The sequence below is a fragment of the Treponema porcinum genome (assembly GCF_900167145.1).
Classification (GTDB): domain Bacteria; phylum Spirochaetota; class Spirochaetia; order Treponematales; family Treponemataceae; genus Treponema_D; species Treponema_D porcinum.
On record NZ_FUWG01000003.1, the window covers coordinates 54,187 to 73,317 of the forward strand.

The 19,131-nt window shown below is 41.6% G+C and carries 13 protein-coding genes; 3 read left to right on the forward strand and 10 right to left on the reverse strand.

What is annotated here, in order from left to right; translation table 11 throughout:
* Positions 1-32: 32 nt before the first annotated feature.
* Entirely contained in the window at positions 33-887 is an 855-nt protein-coding gene (locus tag B5D55_RS01985; protein WP_143593133.1) for a hypothetical protein, read from the reverse strand.
* Between the two features lie 64 nt (positions 888-951).
* Here B5D55_RS01985 and B5D55_RS01990 point away from each other — a divergent pair, with 64 nt between their 5' ends.
* Entirely contained in the window at positions 952-1,548 is a 597-nt protein-coding gene (locus tag B5D55_RS01990; RefSeq protein ID WP_078932320.1) for a glycosyl-4,4'-diaponeurosporenoate acyltransferase CrtO family protein, read from the forward strand.
* A gap of 27 nt (positions 1,549-1,575) precedes the next feature.
* Here the strand turns inward: B5D55_RS01990 and B5D55_RS01995 are convergent, their stop codons facing one another.
* Entirely contained in the window at positions 1,576-2,832 is a 1,257-nt protein-coding gene (locus tag B5D55_RS01995; RefSeq protein WP_078932321.1) for a cation:proton antiporter, read from the reverse strand.
* A gap of 101 nt (positions 2,833-2,933) precedes the next feature.
* Between B5D55_RS01995 and B5D55_RS02000 the strand changes: the two genes are divergently transcribed.
* Positions 2,934-3,287, forward strand: coding sequence for an ArsR/SmtB family transcription factor (locus tag B5D55_RS02000; protein WP_159446124.1), 354 nt, complete (start codon positions 2,934-2,936; stop codon positions 3,285-3,287).
* 57 nt (positions 3,288-3,344) lie between these two features.
* Here the strand turns inward: B5D55_RS02000 and B5D55_RS02005 are convergent, their stop codons facing one another.
* From B5D55_RS02005 to B5D55_RS02020, 4 genes are read right to left on the reverse strand one after another with little or no spacing between them, the layout of a single operon-like run.
* Positions 3,345-4,196, reverse strand: a complete 852-nt coding sequence (locus tag B5D55_RS02005; protein WP_078932323.1) for a hypothetical protein — start codon at positions 4,194-4,196, stop codon at positions 3,345-3,347.
* 18 nt (positions 4,197-4,214) lie between these two features.
* Entirely contained in the window at positions 4,215-4,607 is a 393-nt protein-coding gene (locus tag B5D55_RS02010; RefSeq protein ID WP_078932324.1) for a hypothetical protein, read from the reverse strand.
* Between the two features lie 30 nt (positions 4,608-4,637).
* Positions 4,638-7,103 carry a fibronectin type III domain-containing protein gene (locus tag B5D55_RS02015; RefSeq protein ID WP_078932325.1) on the reverse strand — a complete coding sequence of 822 codons (2,466 nt, stop codon included), beginning with the start codon at positions 7,101-7,103 and terminating at the stop codon, positions 4,638-4,640.
* Position 7,104: 1 nt separating this feature from the next.
* Positions 7,105-11,199: a fibronectin type III domain-containing protein gene (locus B5D55_RS02020; protein ID WP_078932326.1), complete on the reverse strand. Its 4,095-nt coding sequence runs from the start codon at positions 11,197-11,199 to the stop codon at positions 7,105-7,107.
* A 187-nt stretch (positions 11,200-11,386) separates the two neighbouring features.
* Between B5D55_RS02020 and leuS the strand changes: the two genes are divergently transcribed.
* Positions 11,387-13,939 (forward strand): leucine--tRNA ligase, encoded by a 2,553-nt coding sequence (gene leuS, locus B5D55_RS02025; RefSeq protein WP_078932501.1) that lies wholly within the window; start codon positions 11,387-11,389, stop codon positions 13,937-13,939.
* Between the two features lie 92 nt (positions 13,940-14,031).
* Here the strand turns inward: leuS and B5D55_RS02030 are convergent, their stop codons facing one another.
* Genes B5D55_RS02030 through B5D55_RS02045 form a run of 4 tightly spaced genes read right to left on the reverse strand, consistent with a single transcriptional unit; the run spans position 14,032 to position 18,974 of the window.
* A complete protein-coding gene (locus B5D55_RS02030; RefSeq protein ID WP_078932327.1) occupies positions 14,032-14,892 on the reverse strand; it encodes a M15 family metallopeptidase in 861 nt (286 codons plus the stop codon).
* 1 nt (position 14,893) lies between these two features.
* A complete protein-coding gene (locus B5D55_RS02035; protein WP_078932328.1) occupies positions 14,894-15,220 on the reverse strand; it encodes an STAS domain-containing protein in 327 nt (108 codons plus the stop codon).
* Positions 15,221-15,268: 48 nt separating this feature from the next.
* Positions 15,269-17,581: a PP2C family protein-serine/threonine phosphatase gene (locus B5D55_RS02040; RefSeq protein WP_078932329.1), complete on the reverse strand. Its 2,313-nt coding sequence runs from the start codon at positions 17,579-17,581 to the stop codon at positions 15,269-15,271.
* A 1-nt stretch (position 17,582) separates the two neighbouring features.
* Positions 17,583-18,974 (reverse strand): PP2C family protein-serine/threonine phosphatase, encoded by a 1,392-nt coding sequence (locus tag B5D55_RS02045; RefSeq protein WP_078932330.1) that lies wholly within the window; start codon positions 18,972-18,974, stop codon positions 17,583-17,585.
* Positions 18,975-19,131 lie beyond the last annotated feature (157 nt).

A 19,131-nucleotide genomic window follows, 5' to 3' on the forward strand; every position in this document is an offset into this window, starting at 1 on the left:
TCAACCGTATACAGGCGGCACTCGTAAAAACGCTATACGCCTTCTTTCGCAAGCTTTTTGTCGACTTTCTTGCGGTTCAGCGTGTAGTCAAAATAACTGTGACCGATTTTGTTTATCCTGCGGTAGAAGGCTACGCATCTGGTTCCCGGATAAAGTGCATCTGCCTCGGAAAGAAGCGCGGCGCACGCATCATACTGCTTGTCCTCAAAAAGTGCCTGAGAAAGCAGGACTTTTGAATAGAAAATTTCCGGCACGGATTTAGAAACGTTCACCGAATGTTCAAGCGTATCCACAGCCTTTCCGTGTCCGCCGCCGTTAATTACAGGCGCATAAAAATACCACTGAGCAATGTTTATAAGGCAGAAAACAAAATCAGGGTCCTGCTCAAGTCCGTCGTCGTAATATTTTTTTATCGTAAGACCTTCGTGCATAGCCGTAGTCAGGGGAAGAAACTGCATACAGCAGGAAAGGATATCGCCGCTCGTAGTATAAAGCCACTTGCTGTGCTTCTCCTTTTTATGCTCCTTAAAAAAAAGCTTTACTTTTTCATACTGACTTTTTATGAGCGGCTCAAGATCCGGGTGAGAAATATTTTCTTCGTAAAGATAGTTATATTTTTCCCACACAAGAATATTATTAACCGACAGGAGAATTTCATCAGAAAGACGGGAAGAAACGTTCTCGCCGTTTACAGCTGCCTGATATTCATCAATTTTTGCAACAGCTTCGGCACACGTACTGCTACGCCCGAGTGAAAGGCGGAACTCCGAAATATCGTCCATCATCTTAATGTCAAAATCTGAAAGCACAGGTTCTGCAAAAACCGAGAAGGCAGCGGAAAAGCACAAAATCAGAGCGGCAATTTGTTTACTAAAAGTTAAATGCATTTTATAATTCCTTCATTGATACTACCTGAAACGAATATTCAATTCAAGAAAAAAGAGGAAAAAGATGCATTTAAAACTGTATTTGTGGACAATTGCCGTATGCGCCTGCGCAATTCTGGGAATAAACGTTTTTTTCATTCACCCGGAAGCATCGCAGTTTCAGTTGATTTTGTGGGGCATTATGGGGCCTGTAATTCTTTTTGCGCTTGATGCAGTTTTTGCAATAATAATGCATTCCCTTCCGCGAAAATGGATGAATCCGTACCGCAAATGCTTTACCGTAAGCCGCAAGGAAGTTTCTTTATACAGGAAAACAAAAATCGTAGTCTGGAAGGACTACATTCCCGATACAGGAAAACTTACTACAGGTCTTTCAAAGTCAAAGATAGAGGGAACCCAGAAAGATTATCTTTACGCATTTCTGGAAGAAACGTGCTACGCAGAATGGGTACATTACGGAATGGCGCTGTGCAGTTTTATCCTTCCGTTCATATCTCCGCGGGCACTTGTTCCGTCAATGATTATGCCACAGGTAATCGTAAACTTCATTCTGAACATTCCGCCGATTTTAATACAGCGGAACAACCGCCCGAAACTTCTTGCAATGTACGAACATTCCAGAAAGGCAGAAGAAAAGCAGCAGGAAAAGGCAAAGCAGTAACAAAAGGCGGAAAAAGCTTAAAACGCCTTAATCAGTTTTTTCTCCGGCGGAAAGCGCGCCTGTATTTTTCCCGGAGAATGCGGATTTCAAAAGAACCGGCACAATCATAGAAGAAACTATAATCAGAAGGATGACCGGTGCAAAATACTTTGAGTCAACCATTCCTACTGAAAGCCCTTTCTGAGCCACAATCAGCGCAACTTCTCCGCGCACCATCATTCCAAGCCCGATTTGACCGCATTCGCGCCAGTTAAAGCCAAGAAGCCGTGAAATTCCGCCGCATCCGATAATTTTAGAAATGCATCCGACAATCACAAACGTAATCATAAACCAGATGAGCGTTAAGTCAGTTCCGGCAAGGGACGTTTTTAATCCTATGCTTGCAAAAAACACAGGACTGAAAAACATATATGAATTGATGTCGATTTTCTGTTCCATATATTGCGCATCGTTCAGACTACAGAACACAACGCCTGCAATATATGCACCGGTAATATCTGCAATTCCGAAAAATTCTTCGGCGCAGTACGCAAAAATAAGCGCTACGCCAAGACCGTAAATAGGAATTCGGCGTGAATGAGGATGCCGGCGGTCATACCACTTGAACACCTTGAACAGGACAAATCCAGTTATAATTGCCGCTATAAAAAACAGCACTGTTTTTATGACAATATCAAGATATCCGCCGTTTCCCGTACTTACGCCAAGAACAACAGTAAGAACGATTATTCCAAATACATCGTCAATAATAGCTGCACTTACAATCGCCTGCCCGATGTCAGATTTTATTTTTCCAAGTTCCTTGAGCGTAGCAACAGTAATGCTTACGGACGTTGCCGTTAAAATCGTTCCGATGAACATTGCCTGATAAAAACGCAGCGTTCCAAAACCGTCAAAACCCCAGAAGCACAGCGCCATAATCGTTCCCATAACAAGCGGAACAAGAACGCCGAAAGCCGCAATCACAGTTGATTTTATTCCAGAACGGATTAAAGATTTCAGGTTTGTTCCAAGTCCGGCAGAAAACATAATCAGAATTACGCCGATTTCTGCCATATATGAAATAAACTGGTTTGCCTCTGCAAATACAACATTCGGTTCTGCAGCACCGTAATTTGAAAAAAACGGCAGGAATTTTAAAAGAAGGCCTGCAACAATCTGACCGGCAACCTGCGGAAATCCGATTTTTTTTGCAAGAGTTCCAAGATATTTTGCTGCTATAACGATAATACCAACTGAAAGTAAAATTTGAAGAACAATCTCTGTGTTTGGTAGGGATGACATTACATGCCTCTGACTGTTTGAATTTTATTGGCTTCATTATAAAAAAATAACAGAAATGACACAATACAAAATTGACACCTCATCATTTCCGAAGTATATTTGTGAATAAAAATATGGATATACAGTCAATAACAGAAACAGCAGAAAATCCCCGTCAGCTGCTGGAAGCGTGCAGCGATCTGTTCGTTGCGCTTGCAGATACAGTCCGGCGCGGACTTTTTATAAGTATGATAGAATCCGGGAGTACGGGCGTAAGCGTTGCTACGCTCACCGCAACTACAAAATTATCACGCCCGGCAATCTCCCATCACCTGAAAGTGCTTAAAGACTGCGGACTTATAAAAGCACGCAAAGTCGGCACGCACAATTTTTATTACGTCGACATAAACGAACATATAGAACGACTAAAAAAATTCCTTCAAAGTGCAGAGCATTTCAGTAAAATCATACACTGAATGCTCTTTGTTCAAAAACTACAAACGAACGGACTTCTCCGCATAAACCGGTTACGGTTATGGTTCCAGTTCCCTTGTTTCTTCCCTAAGAATAACGTCGTCTGTCTTTTTTGCAGCCGCTTTAGCCACCTTTTTCAACGCACGCGCTTCTGCCTTTGCAGCTTTTTTCTCCGCCTTCCGTTTAAGCCGTTCTGCTTCTCGCACCTTTGATTTTTCTGACTGCCGTATATAAGAATACTGATTGCGCGCCTTTTTACTGTAGCGCACGCCAAGATTAAGATGATACTGCCAGGAATAGTCGAACGGCTGAACCATCCTGTTCGTACCGAAATTCGGATAGTCAAGGTCAAACGTTCCGTCGAGTAAAATAGTCCACTTAGGCGCAAGCGGAAGCTCAAGACCGATAAGAAGTCCGCCGCCAAGATAATGCAGATGATACTCGTCTGTAAGCTGATACATATAATGAAGCCCCGCACTGAATTTCAGGCGGACGTACTTCCACATATCAGTTTCGATTATAGGACCGGCAAACAGGTCAAATGCATATAAGACAGTCTGCTTAGGCACCTGCTTTACGTCGTTGAAGGTGTAATAGAACGGATAAAACGCAGACACCCGGATAATTGAATTGAGCGGACGCATATTCTTTGACTGAACTTCAAAAAATGCACCTATCATAGAATTCTGCCACACATAATTATTCCTGCTGCTCTGCGTTTCAATGCGCGTTACATTTGCAAAAGCAGCACCCTCATTAAATACTACAAAAGGCTTATGCTGTATCTCCGGAAATCCTGTTTTCGGATTTATCTGCTCTGTTTCGGTCTTTTGTTCTGCTAAATCTTTCGTCTGACAGACAAGCGGAAAAGACAGGGCAAAAAGCGCAAGAATGACAATCAGTTTTTTCATAGGAAACCTGCCTGCACTTTATTTAGAAACGTGATACAGCGTAAGCTGCTTCGTCCTGTTTTCAGAAACTGCCCATTCCAAATACAGCATCGAACCGCGTATATCCCATTCCGTATTGATTGAATTTCCGTCCGACACGGAAAAAACAAGAACATTATCTATAACAGAATAGTCCCCCTGATAGACAACTGCACTTTCGTCTGCATCAGACGTAAAGATTTTTGCGACAAACGTTCCGTCTGAAATAAACGTAATCTGGTTTCCGTAGTTATCTGCCCATTTTCCGTACAGCGGAGAAGGTTCATAGCAGGCTGAAAGAAAAACTGCCGCAACAGCAGCAAGAACAGCAATCATTCCCTTTCGCAAAAGCCCCATAAAATCATAGTTACAAATCAAAAATATATTTCTCATATCAAAATCCTCCGGCAGAAAAAAACGCCGTCATTCCTCTCCTACCATCCAGTCTACTTTATCTTCTGCAAGAACAACCGTTCCTGCAGAGCCTGACGTATGGTCAAGTTCATACGTTTCTACTCCGTACCATCCGCCGGCGGCTGCTCCACCCTTAATTTCAAGGTTGTCATAAACGGCTTTTCCCGGATACATACCGCAAAGATACTGCCTGTCGCCTGTTGTCGAAATTGCGGCGCGCTGTCCGTCCGTTAATTTTCCAAACGCCTCTTTCACAGCCGAAGCATCGGTAACGTCAATCAATTTTGCATAGCAATGTACCGCTTCGTGCATATGACCGTTCGCGCTCATATTGGAAGTTGTGTCAGTATTTCCCTGAAGTACGAATTTTATTCCGAGCGCGCTGTCATCAGAAATGAATTTATCCGCAAAATTTTCATAGTGCATTGTAATTTCCGCACCAAGCCCGACGACTGCCGCCTTGTACGAAAGAGAGCCGCTTATATCACCGGAAATCGTTTCAGAACCGACTTTATCAAGGTCACTTGCCTTGTGCATAAGAGTAAGCTTTGACTGAGAACTTTTTACAGTCTTGTTGTATTCCCTGAACCACTGCTCGCGAGTTAAAGCTCCGTAACCGCGTGCATTATGTTCAACATCATTTTCCGGGTCGTTTGACTTTGTTCCCTGTCCAAGCGTATTGAGCGGATAGACTTTATAATAGTAGAATGTGCCTGATTTTGCCGCACTGTACGCATCAAGATAGTACAAGCCGGTAACGGCAAAATCGTTTATTTTCTTAAAGCCGGACTCCGGTTTTATAGAGCGGTATATATCGTAACCGGCAGCCTTTTCGCTTGCAGACCAGGTAACAAGGATAGGATAAACTTCATTTTTATTCGGTGACCACTCAGATTCGTCAAATGCACCGCCCTTTTCTTCAATCAATTTTTTGAATGTTTCCCTGCCGGCAGTCTTCGTTGCATAGACTTTTTCCGGCGCATCAGGAACAGGCGCAACAACAGTACTTTTTTTGCTTTCCTTATCTGTTCCGTCTGCATTCACAGTAGTAACGGCAAAATAATCCCACCCGGAAGTAACAGGAACATCGCAGAAAAGGAAACCGTCTGAATCAAGTTCACCTTTTGTTTCGGAAACTGCAACATCACCAAAATATCCGTCCGCAGAAGAATCCACGCGGATATTATACGAATAATCAATCTGCGCTTTTTCATCCGACACATTTATGGCAGGTTTCCAGCGTACGCAGACATAACTACTTCCTTTTGAAGAATCGCATACCTCAACAGAAGACGGCGGACTTAAAAGAAATCCTAATGCAGGAAAATCAGATGTTTTTCCGCTGTCACTAAACGCACTTTTCAAAACCGTGCCGTCCTGCTCGGAAGAAACCTGTACAAAGTAGTAATAGTAAAGCCCTGATGCAGCCGTAGAATCCTTGAATTCCCTGACTGTAAGTCCTTTTTTCAGAAGCCTGTATGACGAATCAATGGAACTTGTACGGTACAAAGCGTATGAAATATTCCCTGCACCTGTAACTTCATCCCATTTTACAGTTATGGAACTGCTGCTCGTTCCCAGACCGTTATCAACATACACCTTTTCAGGAGCAACAGGCGCACCTTCTACAAGCGAATAGCCCATTGCAAGGGAACTTGCAGGAGAACGTTCGCCGTTTGCATTCTGCGCATATATTTTATAGTAGAACTCTACGCCCTGCTCGGACGGAAGAACTGTATTTGTATACGACGTTTCACTGCCGAACACTTCATCGATATATACAGAATCTGTACCGTTCTCTTTTTCTCCGCGGTAAATAAGATATTTTGCAACCCCGCTTACAGGATTCCATGTAAGTGAAATAGAATCAGATGATTTTCCTTTATCTGCTTCTACTTCAGACGGAGCTTTAAAAAGACAGCCGAAAATTTCCGGATTGGCAGGAACATACTCATTGATGACATTTCCGTTTTCGTCTTTTTCCTTATGTACTTCATAATCAGGATAGTAAGGACTTGACTCATATCCTTTTGCAAGATTCTGTGCCATAACACGGTAATAATACCGATATCCGGATTCAAGACTTGAATACAGCGGATTTTGCAGAATTACGTCCGTATAAGTCGTTCCATAGACAAAACTGTTTATTACTTCAAATTCAGACTCGTCAGGGAGTTTCCACGTTCCGTCCGGAGAAGGCTCTTTAACAACGGCGCGTTCCAGCTGGTAGGAAGTCGCATTTTCTACCGCAGACCAGGAAACGGAGATTTTTCCGGCATACAGACCTCTGGATGCATACAGTTCAGACGGCGCATCAAGAGAAGTAATTTTTACCGGCGGAGTAAGAAGGTCATACAGGCTTGAAAGGTCTTCCTTTGATGTGTCCATAGGAACTTTGCCCTGAAAAAAATCTGCACAGGAAGAAAGACTGAATGCCTCAATTGCAAAAAACAATACAACAGGTAGTTTTTTCATATCAGTCCTCCCACCAGCCGTAAGAAGAATTATCTCCGTTATAGCCGTTACCAGCAATTTTCATCGGAGACCAATATTTCAATTCATCGCCTGTAACATATTTACTAAATGTTCTTTCGTTGTCTCTCCATATTTCAACATTAAACTCAGAATCTGACAGTGCAAATTTATAAATGCCAGAGTATGACTTCAAATCTATAGTTCCGGTTACAGTTATAGGAATAAGTTTTGATTTATCAAAACTTTTATTTTCTTTATAACAGAAAAAACTTGGTTTCTTATCAGCAGCCTTTCCTCTATCCTCATCCGTTGAATCAGAAAGTACAAAATAAGCTGGAACAGACTCGTTTAATAACGGCAAATTTTTCCACTTATGTAAATAATCACTTATCTTATATTTTAATGCATATCTTATAGGAGTTGACCACGACACATATTCTCCACTCCACCAAAGACTTCCTTTACTACCATATGTTGTAGTATTTTCCGAAGTGGAGTTGAAAGCATCCGCCATAATCAAACTAACGCTCTTTACCAGCTCCTCATCAGTAATCTGCCTGTACGCATACACGGACTTATCATCTCCGTATGACGCACGGATATCCGTCGTTCCACCGACTTTCCGGACCGCCTCAATCTTGTAGTAATGCTTTGCATCGCGAAGGACTTTTAAAAGTCCGTTTGTATTTGAAGCGTTTCCAGATGCAATGCCGGAAGGCTGCACTGTAAACGACAGGCCTGTAAAGTCAAGGTCTATATCATATATTTCTTTATTAACAGTTTCTGCATTCAGCGTTGCATTCTGTGAATTGTTACCGGCTTTAAGCGTACAAATCTTAACCCAGTCGTCTTTCTTATTGTCGTTCCGCATAAAGATTTCGTAAGATTCAGGTCCTTGCGCACGCTTAGAATAATCGTATGCTTCCCAGTAAACTTCTTCAGAATATCCAGTACCTGTTTTTGCAGTAATTCCCGGTAAAGTAAACGCATAGCCCTTGCATGCACGTTCACCGTTTTCGTCAAGATTTTCATTTCTTTCAATTTCTTTAATAAATGAATTATGAACGGAAGAAACTGTCTGAGGATCATAAGAAACAAGATAGTCAAATGGATTGCACCTGTCTGAATCATCCTCATTTACATGAAATTCAATCCAGTTGTTGTTTGATACATCATATAATTCAACAGGAACTTTGCTCCATACCGGATTATTATCGTTATATGAACGCCTGTATAAATACGGAACTTTATCGGCAGAACCGTACGGTTCAGTCCATATTATGCTAACATTTTTTGTATCAGAAGCCTTTGAAGCATTTAAATTAAGACCGTAGCCGAAGGCAGAACCTTTTACTTTATCTGCAAAAGCACCAATTCCGTCACCGCCGGTATATGCACCTTTGCTGTCTTTAGAAAAAAGTACAAATTTTGCATCTATTATATCACCGCCGGAAAAATCGTTTTCAGAAAGCACAGGAATGACTGTATAACTGTAAGGAAGTCCCCATGCAATCTGCGACTGGTTTACTGAATATGGATTTGTATCGTCATAAGAATCTGCATACGCATCACGCAGCGTATATACTCCGGCAGTAGAAGTGCAGGTTGTTTTTTTACCAATAGTACCTTCACCTTCAGAAATTCTGAATTCTCCGGAAGTTCCTGCATCTTTATAATAAACGTCAACCTTTTCAGGAGTCCAGTCTCCTGTGCCGTTAGAAGCGTATTTTGTACGGTAGATTTTATAGCCAGACGCTCCCTGCACTTCATTCCACTGAACCAGAATGCTGTCTTTATCTGATTCTTCTATTACAGTTCCCGTAAGAGCCGGGCCAAGAGTGCAGACAGTTATATTTGCAACGGCTGTCTTATCTTTCTTTTCTTTTTCATCAGAAGGTTCATTGCCAGATGTAAAGCTTGCAGTAGAAACAGAAAGCGTTATCGGTCTGCCGCTTTTTTCCGGGTCGTCATAGCCGTAAGGTTTATCAATGGTACAAGTAATACGACTGTCACTTTTGGTGATTGTCGGAACAGAAGTTACAAGATTATTTTCAGGCTCATCATCGTAATGCGCTGTTACCGTGTACGTTCCGTTCGAAACGTCATCCTTATCCCATGAAACTTCTATTTTGTCATAAGAAACGGACGAAAAAGACAGGTCTGGAATTTTTAGGGTTTTTACCTCACTTGCTGTTTCAGTATCCGTCATACCGTTATAGGCAGTAAGAGTATATTCGCGTCTGTCGCCGTTTTTTGCAGGATGAATATATACCGCAGTTTTTTTACCGTTGTCTTCAGTTATCGTCATATTTTCGTCATCGGCAAGCAAATCAAGCGTATTTTCGTCTGTTACCAGTTCGTTTTTATCTGTATTTTTCCACTTAAGCGTATAGGCATACATTTCATTGTATGACCATGACAGTTTGAAATACTCTGTGTAACCGCCTTCTGCCTTAAAGTTTTCAATCACAGGCTGCTTTGACGCATCCTTTACAACAAGAACAGAACCAGGTGCTTTTACAGAATTATACACGAGTGACCTGTCGGCACTTGAGCAGATTTTCAGCTCATACATATAATAATAGTAATAATTCTCTTCCGTTGCGTAAGTTTTTGTATATCCCAGAATGTCATTTATGGAATCAAATGCGCATATTTCTTTAAGTTCAGATTTACTTCCAATCTGCTCATCAGTCTTAAAATCCATTTTATAGAAACTTTCATACAGGACATACTTATATGTACCAGTCAGTCCAAAATCTTCAAAATCTGCCGTAAAAGAAACCGTCACTTCAGAAATCTCAGTCTTAGCATCATCAGCGTAATGAGGTTCAGACATCATTTTAAGCGACGGATTTGTTATAAGCCATCCGCTGTCAACGGCAATGGAATCAGAAGATGTCATAAGTTTTGAACCGTTATCATCGGTATAAGACTGAACGGCATACGTATACTGTTTTCCGATTTTTACTTCCGTCTTATCTTTAAATGTAATTGTAGAACCGGAAATATATTCAGGATAATACTGATTCGTCTGCTCTTCTGCATCACCAGGTTTTGTTACTGTGATAATATCTGTGGCAATTTCCGTTCCTTCACTATCTACAGTAAAAGCAGTACCTTCCGCACAATTTATCCTGTATTCAGATGCTTCCAGTTTTTTTTCTAAGTTTGAGTCCTTTCCTTTTACAACGCCTATATATGTTGAAATCGGCTTATATGCTTCATCAGGCTCAGACAGTTCCTTTCTCAAAACCTTAAAATATACAGGATGCGGAATATAATCTGCCCCGGATTTTACGTCTACGGATGAAGGAAGTTTCCAGGAAAGAAGAATGCCGTCCTGACTTACACCTTTAGAAACAGTAAGTTCTGCCGGAGCATCAGGAATAAGCCTGTGTGCAGTACTTTCGTTCACCTTGTCGCTCATTTCTGTATGACTTTCATCCTGATTAGACTTTATGTATGCCTTTACCTGAAAATAATATTGTTTATTTGCAACAAGATTTGTAAACGTACAGGAACTTTCCGTTCCGTCAGCAACCACCTCTTTAAGAACAGTCGTTCCGTCAACGTCAAACAAAAGTATTTCATAGCACAAAGAATTCAAATAAGTACTTTCAAAACAGTTTGCTCCTCCATACCAATACACTGTTACTGCCGTTCCGCTAGAATCTTTTGCAATTTTAGTTATAACAGGAGCAGAAAGCGTTGAACCATAACACAGCGCACTAAAAGCAGACTCCGTACCGTAGTAATCAACAGCCGTAACACGATAATACTTTAAAACACCAGAGTCTTCTTTATATGTAAAAAAAGCAGAAGCATCAGAGGTTTCTGCAAATTTTGTAAACGTACCGGTAGAACTGCTACTGGAATAGATAAAATACTGCCGCGCCGCCTTTGACGGTTCCCACGAAAGCGTAACCGACCGGTATCCGCCTTGCGTTGCAGAAACGTTTGCAGGAGGAGCAATCTGCCCTGTAGAATAAGACCCACGCGTATTGAATGACGGGGAGTCAAGAAGTTCCTGTTCACACGATGAAAACAATAGAAAAAAAGTGGAAAATACAATAATAAATCTGCCAGCCTTCATTAAAAACTCCATGCGTTTTATATAAACTCCAGCTAAACACTTCTCCTTTAAGGTTTAAACAACCTCTCAAATAATTGTAAACTTTGACGTTATTTTATATAATACTAAATTACCAAAATATTCAATGATACGTTCCGAAAAAGCAAATGTTTTTTCAGAATGTAAAAAATCTATTCAGAGGCATAATATGTCAAAATATCCGTTTGAATCAATCGAGCCTAAATGGCAGAAATATTGGGAAGAAAACAAGACTTTTAAAGTAAGAGAAGATGCGTCGTTTCCAAAAGAAAAACGCATGTATGTTCTTGATATGTTCCCTTATCCTTCCGCAGCAGGACTGCACGTAGGTCACCCGGAGGGCTACACCGCAACAGATATTTACTGCCGTTACCTGCGCATGAACGGATACAACGTCCTTCACCCAATGGGATACGATGCATTCGGACTTCCTGCAGAAAATTACGCCATAAAAACAGGAACTCATCCGGCAACAACAACAAACGCAAACATCGAACATTTTACAAAACAGATAAAATCACTCGGATTCAGCTATGACTGGGACAGATGCGTTTCTACCTGTGACTCAAGCTATTACAAATGGACGCAGTGGATTTTCCTTCAGCTTTTCAAGCGCGGACTTGCCTACGAAAGCAACACGCCGATAAACTGGTGTCCGAGCTGCAAAACCGGTCTTGCAAACGAGGAAGTAAAGGAAGGAAAATGCGACCGCTGCGGAACTCAGGTTACGCATAAAACAATCCGCCAGTGGGTTTTAAAAATTACAGCCTATGCAGACAGGCTGCTTGAAGATTTAGACACGCTTGACTGGCCTGAAAGCGTAAAGCTTATGCAGCGCAACTGGATTGGAAAATCTACCGGTGCGGAAGTTACGTTCACCATTGCAGACAAGGACGGTAAGCCGACTGACCAGAAGCTTACTGTATACACAACGCGCTGTGATACGCTGTTCGGCGCAACATATATGGTTGTTTCTCCGGAACACCCGCTTGTAAAGCAGCTTACTACGCCGGAACAGAAAGCTTTTGTTGAAGAATATGTTGAACTTTCTGCAAAAAAATCTGACCTTGAACGGACAGATTTGAACAAGGACAAGACAGGCGTTTTCAGCGGAAGCTACGCAATCAATCCTGTAAACGGAAAGCTCATTCCTGTATGGATTGCAGATTACGTCCTTATTTCTTATGGAACGGGTGCAATTATGGCAGTTCCTGCACACGATGACCGCGACTGGGAATTTGCAAAAAAATTCAACCTTCCTATAATTGAAGTATTAAAGTCTGACGTAAACGTTCAGGAACAGCCGTGGACTCAGGACGGAATTCACGTAAACTCAGAATTCCTTGACGGTCTTAATAAAAAAGACGCAATAGAAAAAATGCTTGAGTTCCTTGAAGAAAAGAAAATTGGTAAAAAAGCCGTAAACTACAAACTGCGCGACTGGATTTTCAGCCGCCAGCGCTACTGGGGAGAGCCGATTCCTCTTGTTCACTGCGAAAAATGCGGAATAGTTCCTGTTCCGGAAGAAGAACTGCCACTTGAACTTCCAAACGTAAAATCCTATCAGCCTACAGGTACGGGCGAAAGTCCGCTTGCCGGAATTGAGAGTTGGGTAAACTGCACCTGCCCTAAATGCGGCGGAAAAGCAAGGCGCGAAACAAACACAATGCCTCAGTGGGGCGGTTCATGCTGGTACTACCTTCGCTATCTTGACCCGAAAAACAACAGTGCATTCTGTTCAAAAGAAGCGGAAAACTACTGGATGCCGGTAGATTTGTACGTAGGCGGAGCGGAACATGCCGTCCTTCACCTTCTGTACGCGCGTTTCTGGCACAAGGTACTGTACGATTTGGGATTAGTTTCAACAAAAGAACCGTTCCAGCGACTTGTAAATCAGGGAATGATTACATCTTTTGCATACCAGCGCAAAAACAAAACGCTTGTTCCTGTAGATGAAGTTGAACAGCATTCGGACGGTCTTTGGTACGAAAAGGCAACCGGCGAAAAACTTGAGCAGGTAGTAGCAAAAATGTCAAAGTCGCTCAAGAACGTAGTAAACCCGGATGACGAAATCAAGCAGTACGGCGCAGACTCTGTTCGCATGTACGAAATGTTTATGGGACCTCTTACAATGAGTAAGCCTTGGAACACGCAGGGAATTATCGGAATTCACCGATTCCTTGAAAAAGTCTGGAGCTTGAGTGAAAAACCGCTTTCAGACATAGACATAACAGGTCACCTTACGGACGAAAAACTTGTTGCACTCAGAAAATCATTTGCGCAGACAATCAGCAAAGTCACGAACGATACAAACACTCTGAACTTTAACACGGCAATAAGCCAGATGATGATTTTTGTAAACGACCTTAGCAAGATGGAATCAATTCCGCGTGCAATGTGGAGCGATTTTGTAAAAATCCTGAGCGTTTACGCTCCTCACATCGGCGAAGAACTGTGGCAGAAGCTTGGCAATGACAAAACGATTGCTTACGAAAAATGGCCTGCATTCAACGAAGAATACCTTAAAGATGACGAGAAAACTATTGTCGTTATGGTGAACGGCAAGCTCCGCGGAAAATTTCAGGCACCAAGCGGTTCTGCCGACGATGTCCTTATCGAAATGGCAAAAAATGACGAGGGTGCAAAGAAATTCCTTGAAGGCAAGCAGATTGTAAAATCAGTAGTCGTAAAAGACAAGCTCGTAAACTTTGTAGCAAAATAGATTTTTGCAGGACTGGTTATTGAGGATTGTTTTAAACATTGAATATAAAAAAAAGCAGTACTTTTCAGTACTGCTTTTTTTTGCAGGTTATTTCACGCCTTTTTCCATGCGTCTATAAATTCAAGCATATACTGCTGTACTCCGCAAAACCATTTGTTCTGGAATTTACAGGCAGTTTTTCCTATATAGCGGAAATGCCAGCATTCCCAGCGGTAACCAGTAACATCTTCATACCCATTCGGAAAAGAAAGCGACCAGCCGTAGTCAGAAGCATTTTCATAAATCCACTGCCCCATTTCCGTTTCTGCAAAATCGTCTGTAATAGAGCCAAAATCTATTGCACTTCCAAGCTGATGCTGGCTTGTTCCCGGACGTGCGCTTTCACGCTCGGCTTCTTCAAGACCGTCAATCCTGACCCATTTTTCAAACAAATTTTTCTGGTAATCATACGAGCGATATGTAGAACTTACAAGAAGCGTAATTCCGTCTTTCTGCGCTGCACCAGCAAGTTCATTAAGCGCAGAATACGCATCCGGACGCAGGCTCAAATCGTTCCTGTTTATGTTGAAAAGCGGATTTTTTCCAAGCGGAACTAAATCTTTTGGAACATACGCCGACGAAACGCTGTGTTTTTTATCAATCAGGTATAGAACCGAAAGGTCATCACTTCTAAACGAAGATTCTTCCTGCAAAACATCATTCAAATCCTGCAAAAAGAGTTTTTCATCACTCTTAGAAACAGTAACTTCTGCCTTAAAACGCTCCGACATCAAGTTAAGAACATTCTGCAATTTAATCACTTCCGGCGAAACACCAGAATCTTTTTCCTCCTGCAGAAGCGGAACTGCATCCGTCACCTCAAAATGAACAGCACCAGTTCCTCGTGCACTTGCAGACTTACTGCACCCGGCAAACAATACGAATATGGCAAAAAATGCACTTAAAATACGCATTCTACACGACCTCGGTAACAGAATTTATAATCCTGAAAAGTTCCTTAAAGCCCGTAGACAAAATTGCCTTGTCCGCCTCATTTGAAAGCGACATCAAATACAATTTTGTGTGATACTCCTCGGCATCATTATGTGCTGCCATAATAACACCAAGCGCAGAGGCGTCAAGTTCTACGACATTTGCCAGATCAAGCACAACATTCTGCTTTTCTATCGTTTCATACAGTTTTGTCTGAATATTAACGGCAGTATAGGCATTGAACGCACCGCTAAGTTCAAAAAGAATATAGTCAGCGCCTTCTTTTCGTGTAACAGTCAATTGTTCCATACGTACAGACTCCTGTTCTTTGTTCTATTCTATTCCAGTTTCAAAAGACTAAACATTGTCCGAAATGATTTCATCAGCATCCGGCACGTCTTCAACAAACTCGGCAGCATCAAGCATTTCCGCAGCGTCAGTTTCCTGTTCCATACTCGCCATAAACTCTTCTTTTATAGCCCTTGCTTCTTCTATCTCAGATTCAATAGAACTGAGATATTTCATTACAAGAACGCTTACGTCGTCTTCCATTTCATGAGACATAAAGCGCATAAGTTCATCGTGTTCAAACTGAGCCATACGCTGTGCCGGATACATCGCATTTGCTACCATAAGCCGCTGGATTCTGTCTTTTCCGAACTGTTCGCCGCGCAAAGAGTGCGACTCAATAAGACCGTCGGTACAGGCAAGAACAATGTCGTTCTTGTGCAGCTTTATCTGCTTTACAGAAATATAAGGCGAAATGTCGTTTACAAAGCCAAGAATATGACCGCTTCCCTGAATTTCAATGACGTTATTGTACGCCTCTGTATAAAGGAACATCGCCGGAATACCGCAGTTTATATAGTACATAGTATCATTTTCAAAATTAATGATTGCAAACATACCGGCAAAAATCGTACCTTTCTGCAGATTATAGCGGATAAATTTATTTACTTTTACGACAAGCTGCTTAAAGTCGTGCGTTTCCTCAAGATATGCGCGGATAATCGCCTTAAGGATGACCATACTCATACTTGCCGCAATACCCTTACCGCTTAAGTCACCCATTACAAACAGGTGGCGAGAATCCGTAAGGCGAATCATATCAACAAATTCACCGCCGATATTATGCGCCGGAACCATTATACATCCGGCATCAAGACGCGGATTTTTTACCGCATCCATATTTTCCTGAATGGAAGTAATAATCTGGGCGGACATACGGAGTTCCCGGTTTACAGTACCGATAATTTCCTTGTTCGAAATATTCCGCATATAATAACCGAATACGAAGAAGTACGAATACAGTTTTGTAAAGATGCTCAGGTCGTATTCTTTGTAATGGTCATTACCGGCTTTCATTCCAAGAATGATAATTCCGTGAACGTCACGACCTTCATTCAAAATGAACAGCGCATCTGCCTCAGTCTTTTTAAAGAAATCCTGAAGTTCCTTCTTGAACGGAGAAAGAGCGTGCACAGTTTCGACTTCTGTAAATATTACAACGTTACGCCCTATGTTCAGCAAAGATTCAAACAGAATTTCATAACTGTCAATCTTGTATTTTTTTCCGTTAGACGTATAGGCATTCTCAAAAGTTGCATTTCCGCCGTTGATGTAAACAGCCATAGAAGAAGCTTCTGCGTTTCTGTTGAAAATGCCGAACATCTGGTCAGCAATTTCATCCATTTCGCCGCTATAATCAATAGAAGCAAGGTCTTTTTCAAATGCCTGTGCATAATCAGAAGAATGAAAAAATTTACTGTTTTTGAGCGGTTTATAAATCATATTTACAAGGAAGCAGGCTGCAAAGACAACTGCAAGACCAATAGCCGCCACCATAATGCCGTAAGTTTCGTTCAAATAATAGACAAGCATAAATGCCGCACCAAGAACGGCAGCCGGCATTATATACAGAAACACAACTTTCAGGAAGAACGAAACCAAACTCCTTCCGGAAGGAGCTGACTGCACCCATGAACCATACGGAAGGATAATCATAAGCGGAACATACATATAATAATGCAGAATTGTATAACCCGGATATATTTTTGAAATCAAATACAGTCCGCCAGTCAAAAGCCATGTTGCAGCAAGTCCCAGCGTATATATATATCCGCGATGCCTGTCAAGTTTCTGTGCTTTCATCTCGTTGCGCACAAGCATTACAAGACAGCCGATTGCCGGAAGCATAAATTCAAAAATAAAACGGTATAGAGAATACCATGTCCATGGAAAATACGTACGTGCAGCACCGCTAAACAGATAATTCGAGCGCACAAGAATTCCGACGTCAGAAGTTATTTTTATCTCTTTAAACTGGAAGAATATAAAATATCCTGCCACAATATACAGAAAAAATTTAAGCGTATAAGTTATGCCGGACGAATATTTCCACGCATAGTAAATAAAGCAGAACATAACGTTTACAAGCATACATCCTTCAAGAAGGAAGCATATCCGCATAAGAAGAGTAAACAGCGCCGGTGTTACAGACGGACGCACCACAAGAAACAGCGTATAAAGGCAGGTTATGACGGCAAGAATAAGGATATTTGCTATTGCAGGATTAGTTCCGTCATCAATTCTGTTTTCTATGCGGTCTGCCAGCACAGTTTCAAAGATAAAAAACAGCGAAAGAAATAAATTCAGAATAATAAATGTCATATCAACCTACCTTAGCAACCATCATAGTAACGTCATCGTGCAGACGCTTGTCACCATTGTATTTCATAATCAGACTTACAATATCATCTACAAACTGCTGAGGAGATTTAGAAGCACTTGACTGAAGCGTTTCGCGGTACAAGTCAGTATCACCAAGCTCAACACCGTTGTCGTCCATAACCTCAGAAACACCGTCCGTCGCAAGCAAAATCATATCGCCGCGGAAAAGACGCTGTTCCGCAACCTTAACATCGTCCATATCAATAATTCCGACAAGACTTGCATTTGAAGAAAGCGACTTGATTCTATAGCCGTCCGGGGAACGCGAAAGAATAATCGGATCGGACATAGACGCATTGATATACGTAATTTTCATTTTTTCAGTATCTACAATCCCAAGGAACAGAACGGTATATTTATCCTGAAGGTGCATTCCCTTAATCGCCTTGTCAACACCGCGAATCATAGAAACAAGATCTTCCTTGTCTTCCATAATCTTTACGGTATTCATTACAAGACCCATAATCAGGGCGGCAGGAAGTCCTTTACCGGAAACGTCGCCGAGCATCAGAAGCGTCTTTGAACTGTCTATAGGAAGGACAGAATAATAGTCACCGGAAACGTTTACAAGCGGACGGTAATATGCTGCAAGCTTAAGGTGCGGAATGTCAGGCATTTTGTGAGGAAGGAACGAAATCTGCGTTTCCGCAAGCTGCTCCCACTCTTTTGTAAGGGAAGAAATTTCTGATAAATCTTCAATGATTTTCGTACGCGAGATAAAGCGCACGAATTCTTCATAAAGCCTGTCATAAATCTCTACGTCATACAAATGCGTATAGCGGCAGAACACGTACAGCTGGTATTTCTGGTAGCACATCATAAAGCCGCGCGCCGCTTTGTAAGAAGAAACAACATCGTAGGTATTTCCGATAAAATAAAATCCTGCCTTCCATGTAAGCGGAAAGTTCCTCATCAATTTGTCACGCACGGAATAATAGGAAGATATGCGGCTCGGGCTATTATATAGAACATAATTTTTTTCACGGTCGATAAAGAGAACGCTGCAATCAGCTTTCATCTCAAGAATATCAGTATTCGCCTGGAACAAATCATCAAACGAATAGCAGAAGCGCAGCCGATCTATGAACTCACCAAGATATTTTGTATCGCTTTCAAGAATGTCTTTCTTAAAAAGAAAAGAATCGGCAACTTTCCTCAAAACAGACGTTATAATCAAAGAAGAAAGAAACAGCACGGCAGGAATTCCGGCAAGAACAATCCAGGACTGCTCACCTCTGTTCAGAGAAACAAGAAGTACGGAAAAGCCCAGCGAAATAAGATATACAATCGTATTTATTATAGAAAAATAAATTTTTCGCTCTGTTTTATACATAGTCACCCCAAGTTTAGAAAATTGACATAAACAGTATATCATACAATCGGCAAATTCGCCTAAAAAAAATAGCATATAATAGCAGGACCTGCCTTATTTTGTTCCGTTTCCGCCCGTTCCGGAAGAACAGTATACAAAAACCGGCTTCAAAAATGAC

Coding starts and splice junctions, on each gene's coding strand:
- B5D55_RS02045 (WP_078932330.1), bottom strand. CDS start 18,974: ATGTATAAAACAGAGCGAAAAATTTATTTTTCTATAATAAATACGATT.
- B5D55_RS02010 (WP_078932324.1), bottom strand. CDS start 4,607: ATGAGAAATATATTTTTGATTTGTAACTATGATTTTATGGGGCTTTTG.
- B5D55_RS01995 (WP_078932321.1), bottom strand. CDS start 2,832: ATGTCATCCCTACCAAACACAGAGATTGTTCTTCAAATTTTACTTTCA.
- B5D55_RS02040 (WP_078932329.1), bottom strand. CDS start 17,581: ATGACATTTATTATTCTGAATTTATTTCTTTCGCTGTTTTTTATCTTT.
- B5D55_RS01985 (WP_143593133.1), bottom strand. CDS start 887: ATGCATTTAACTTTTAGTAAACAAATTGCCGCTCTGATTTTGTGCTTT.
- B5D55_RS02005 (WP_078932323.1), bottom strand. CDS start 4,196: ATGAAAAAACTGATTGTCATTCTTGCGCTTTTTGCCCTGTCTTTTCCG.
- B5D55_RS01990 (WP_078932320.1), top strand. CDS start 952: ATGCATTTAAAACTGTATTTGTGGACAATTGCCGTATGCGCCTGCGCA.
- B5D55_RS02020 (WP_078932326.1), bottom strand. CDS start 11,199: ATGAAGGCTGGCAGATTTATTATTGTATTTTCCACTTTTTTTCTATTG.
- leuS (WP_078932501.1), top strand. CDS start 11,387: ATGTCAAAATATCCGTTTGAATCAATCGAGCCTAAATGGCAGAAATAT.
- B5D55_RS02015 (WP_078932325.1), bottom strand. CDS start 7,103: ATGAAAAAACTACCTGTTGTATTGTTTTTTGCAATTGAGGCATTCAGT.
- B5D55_RS02030 (WP_078932327.1), bottom strand. CDS start 14,892: ATGCGTATTTTAAGTGCATTTTTTGCCATATTCGTATTGTTTGCCGGG.
- B5D55_RS02035 (WP_078932328.1), bottom strand. CDS start 15,220: ATGGAACAATTGACTGTTACACGAAAAGAAGGCGCTGACTATATTCTT.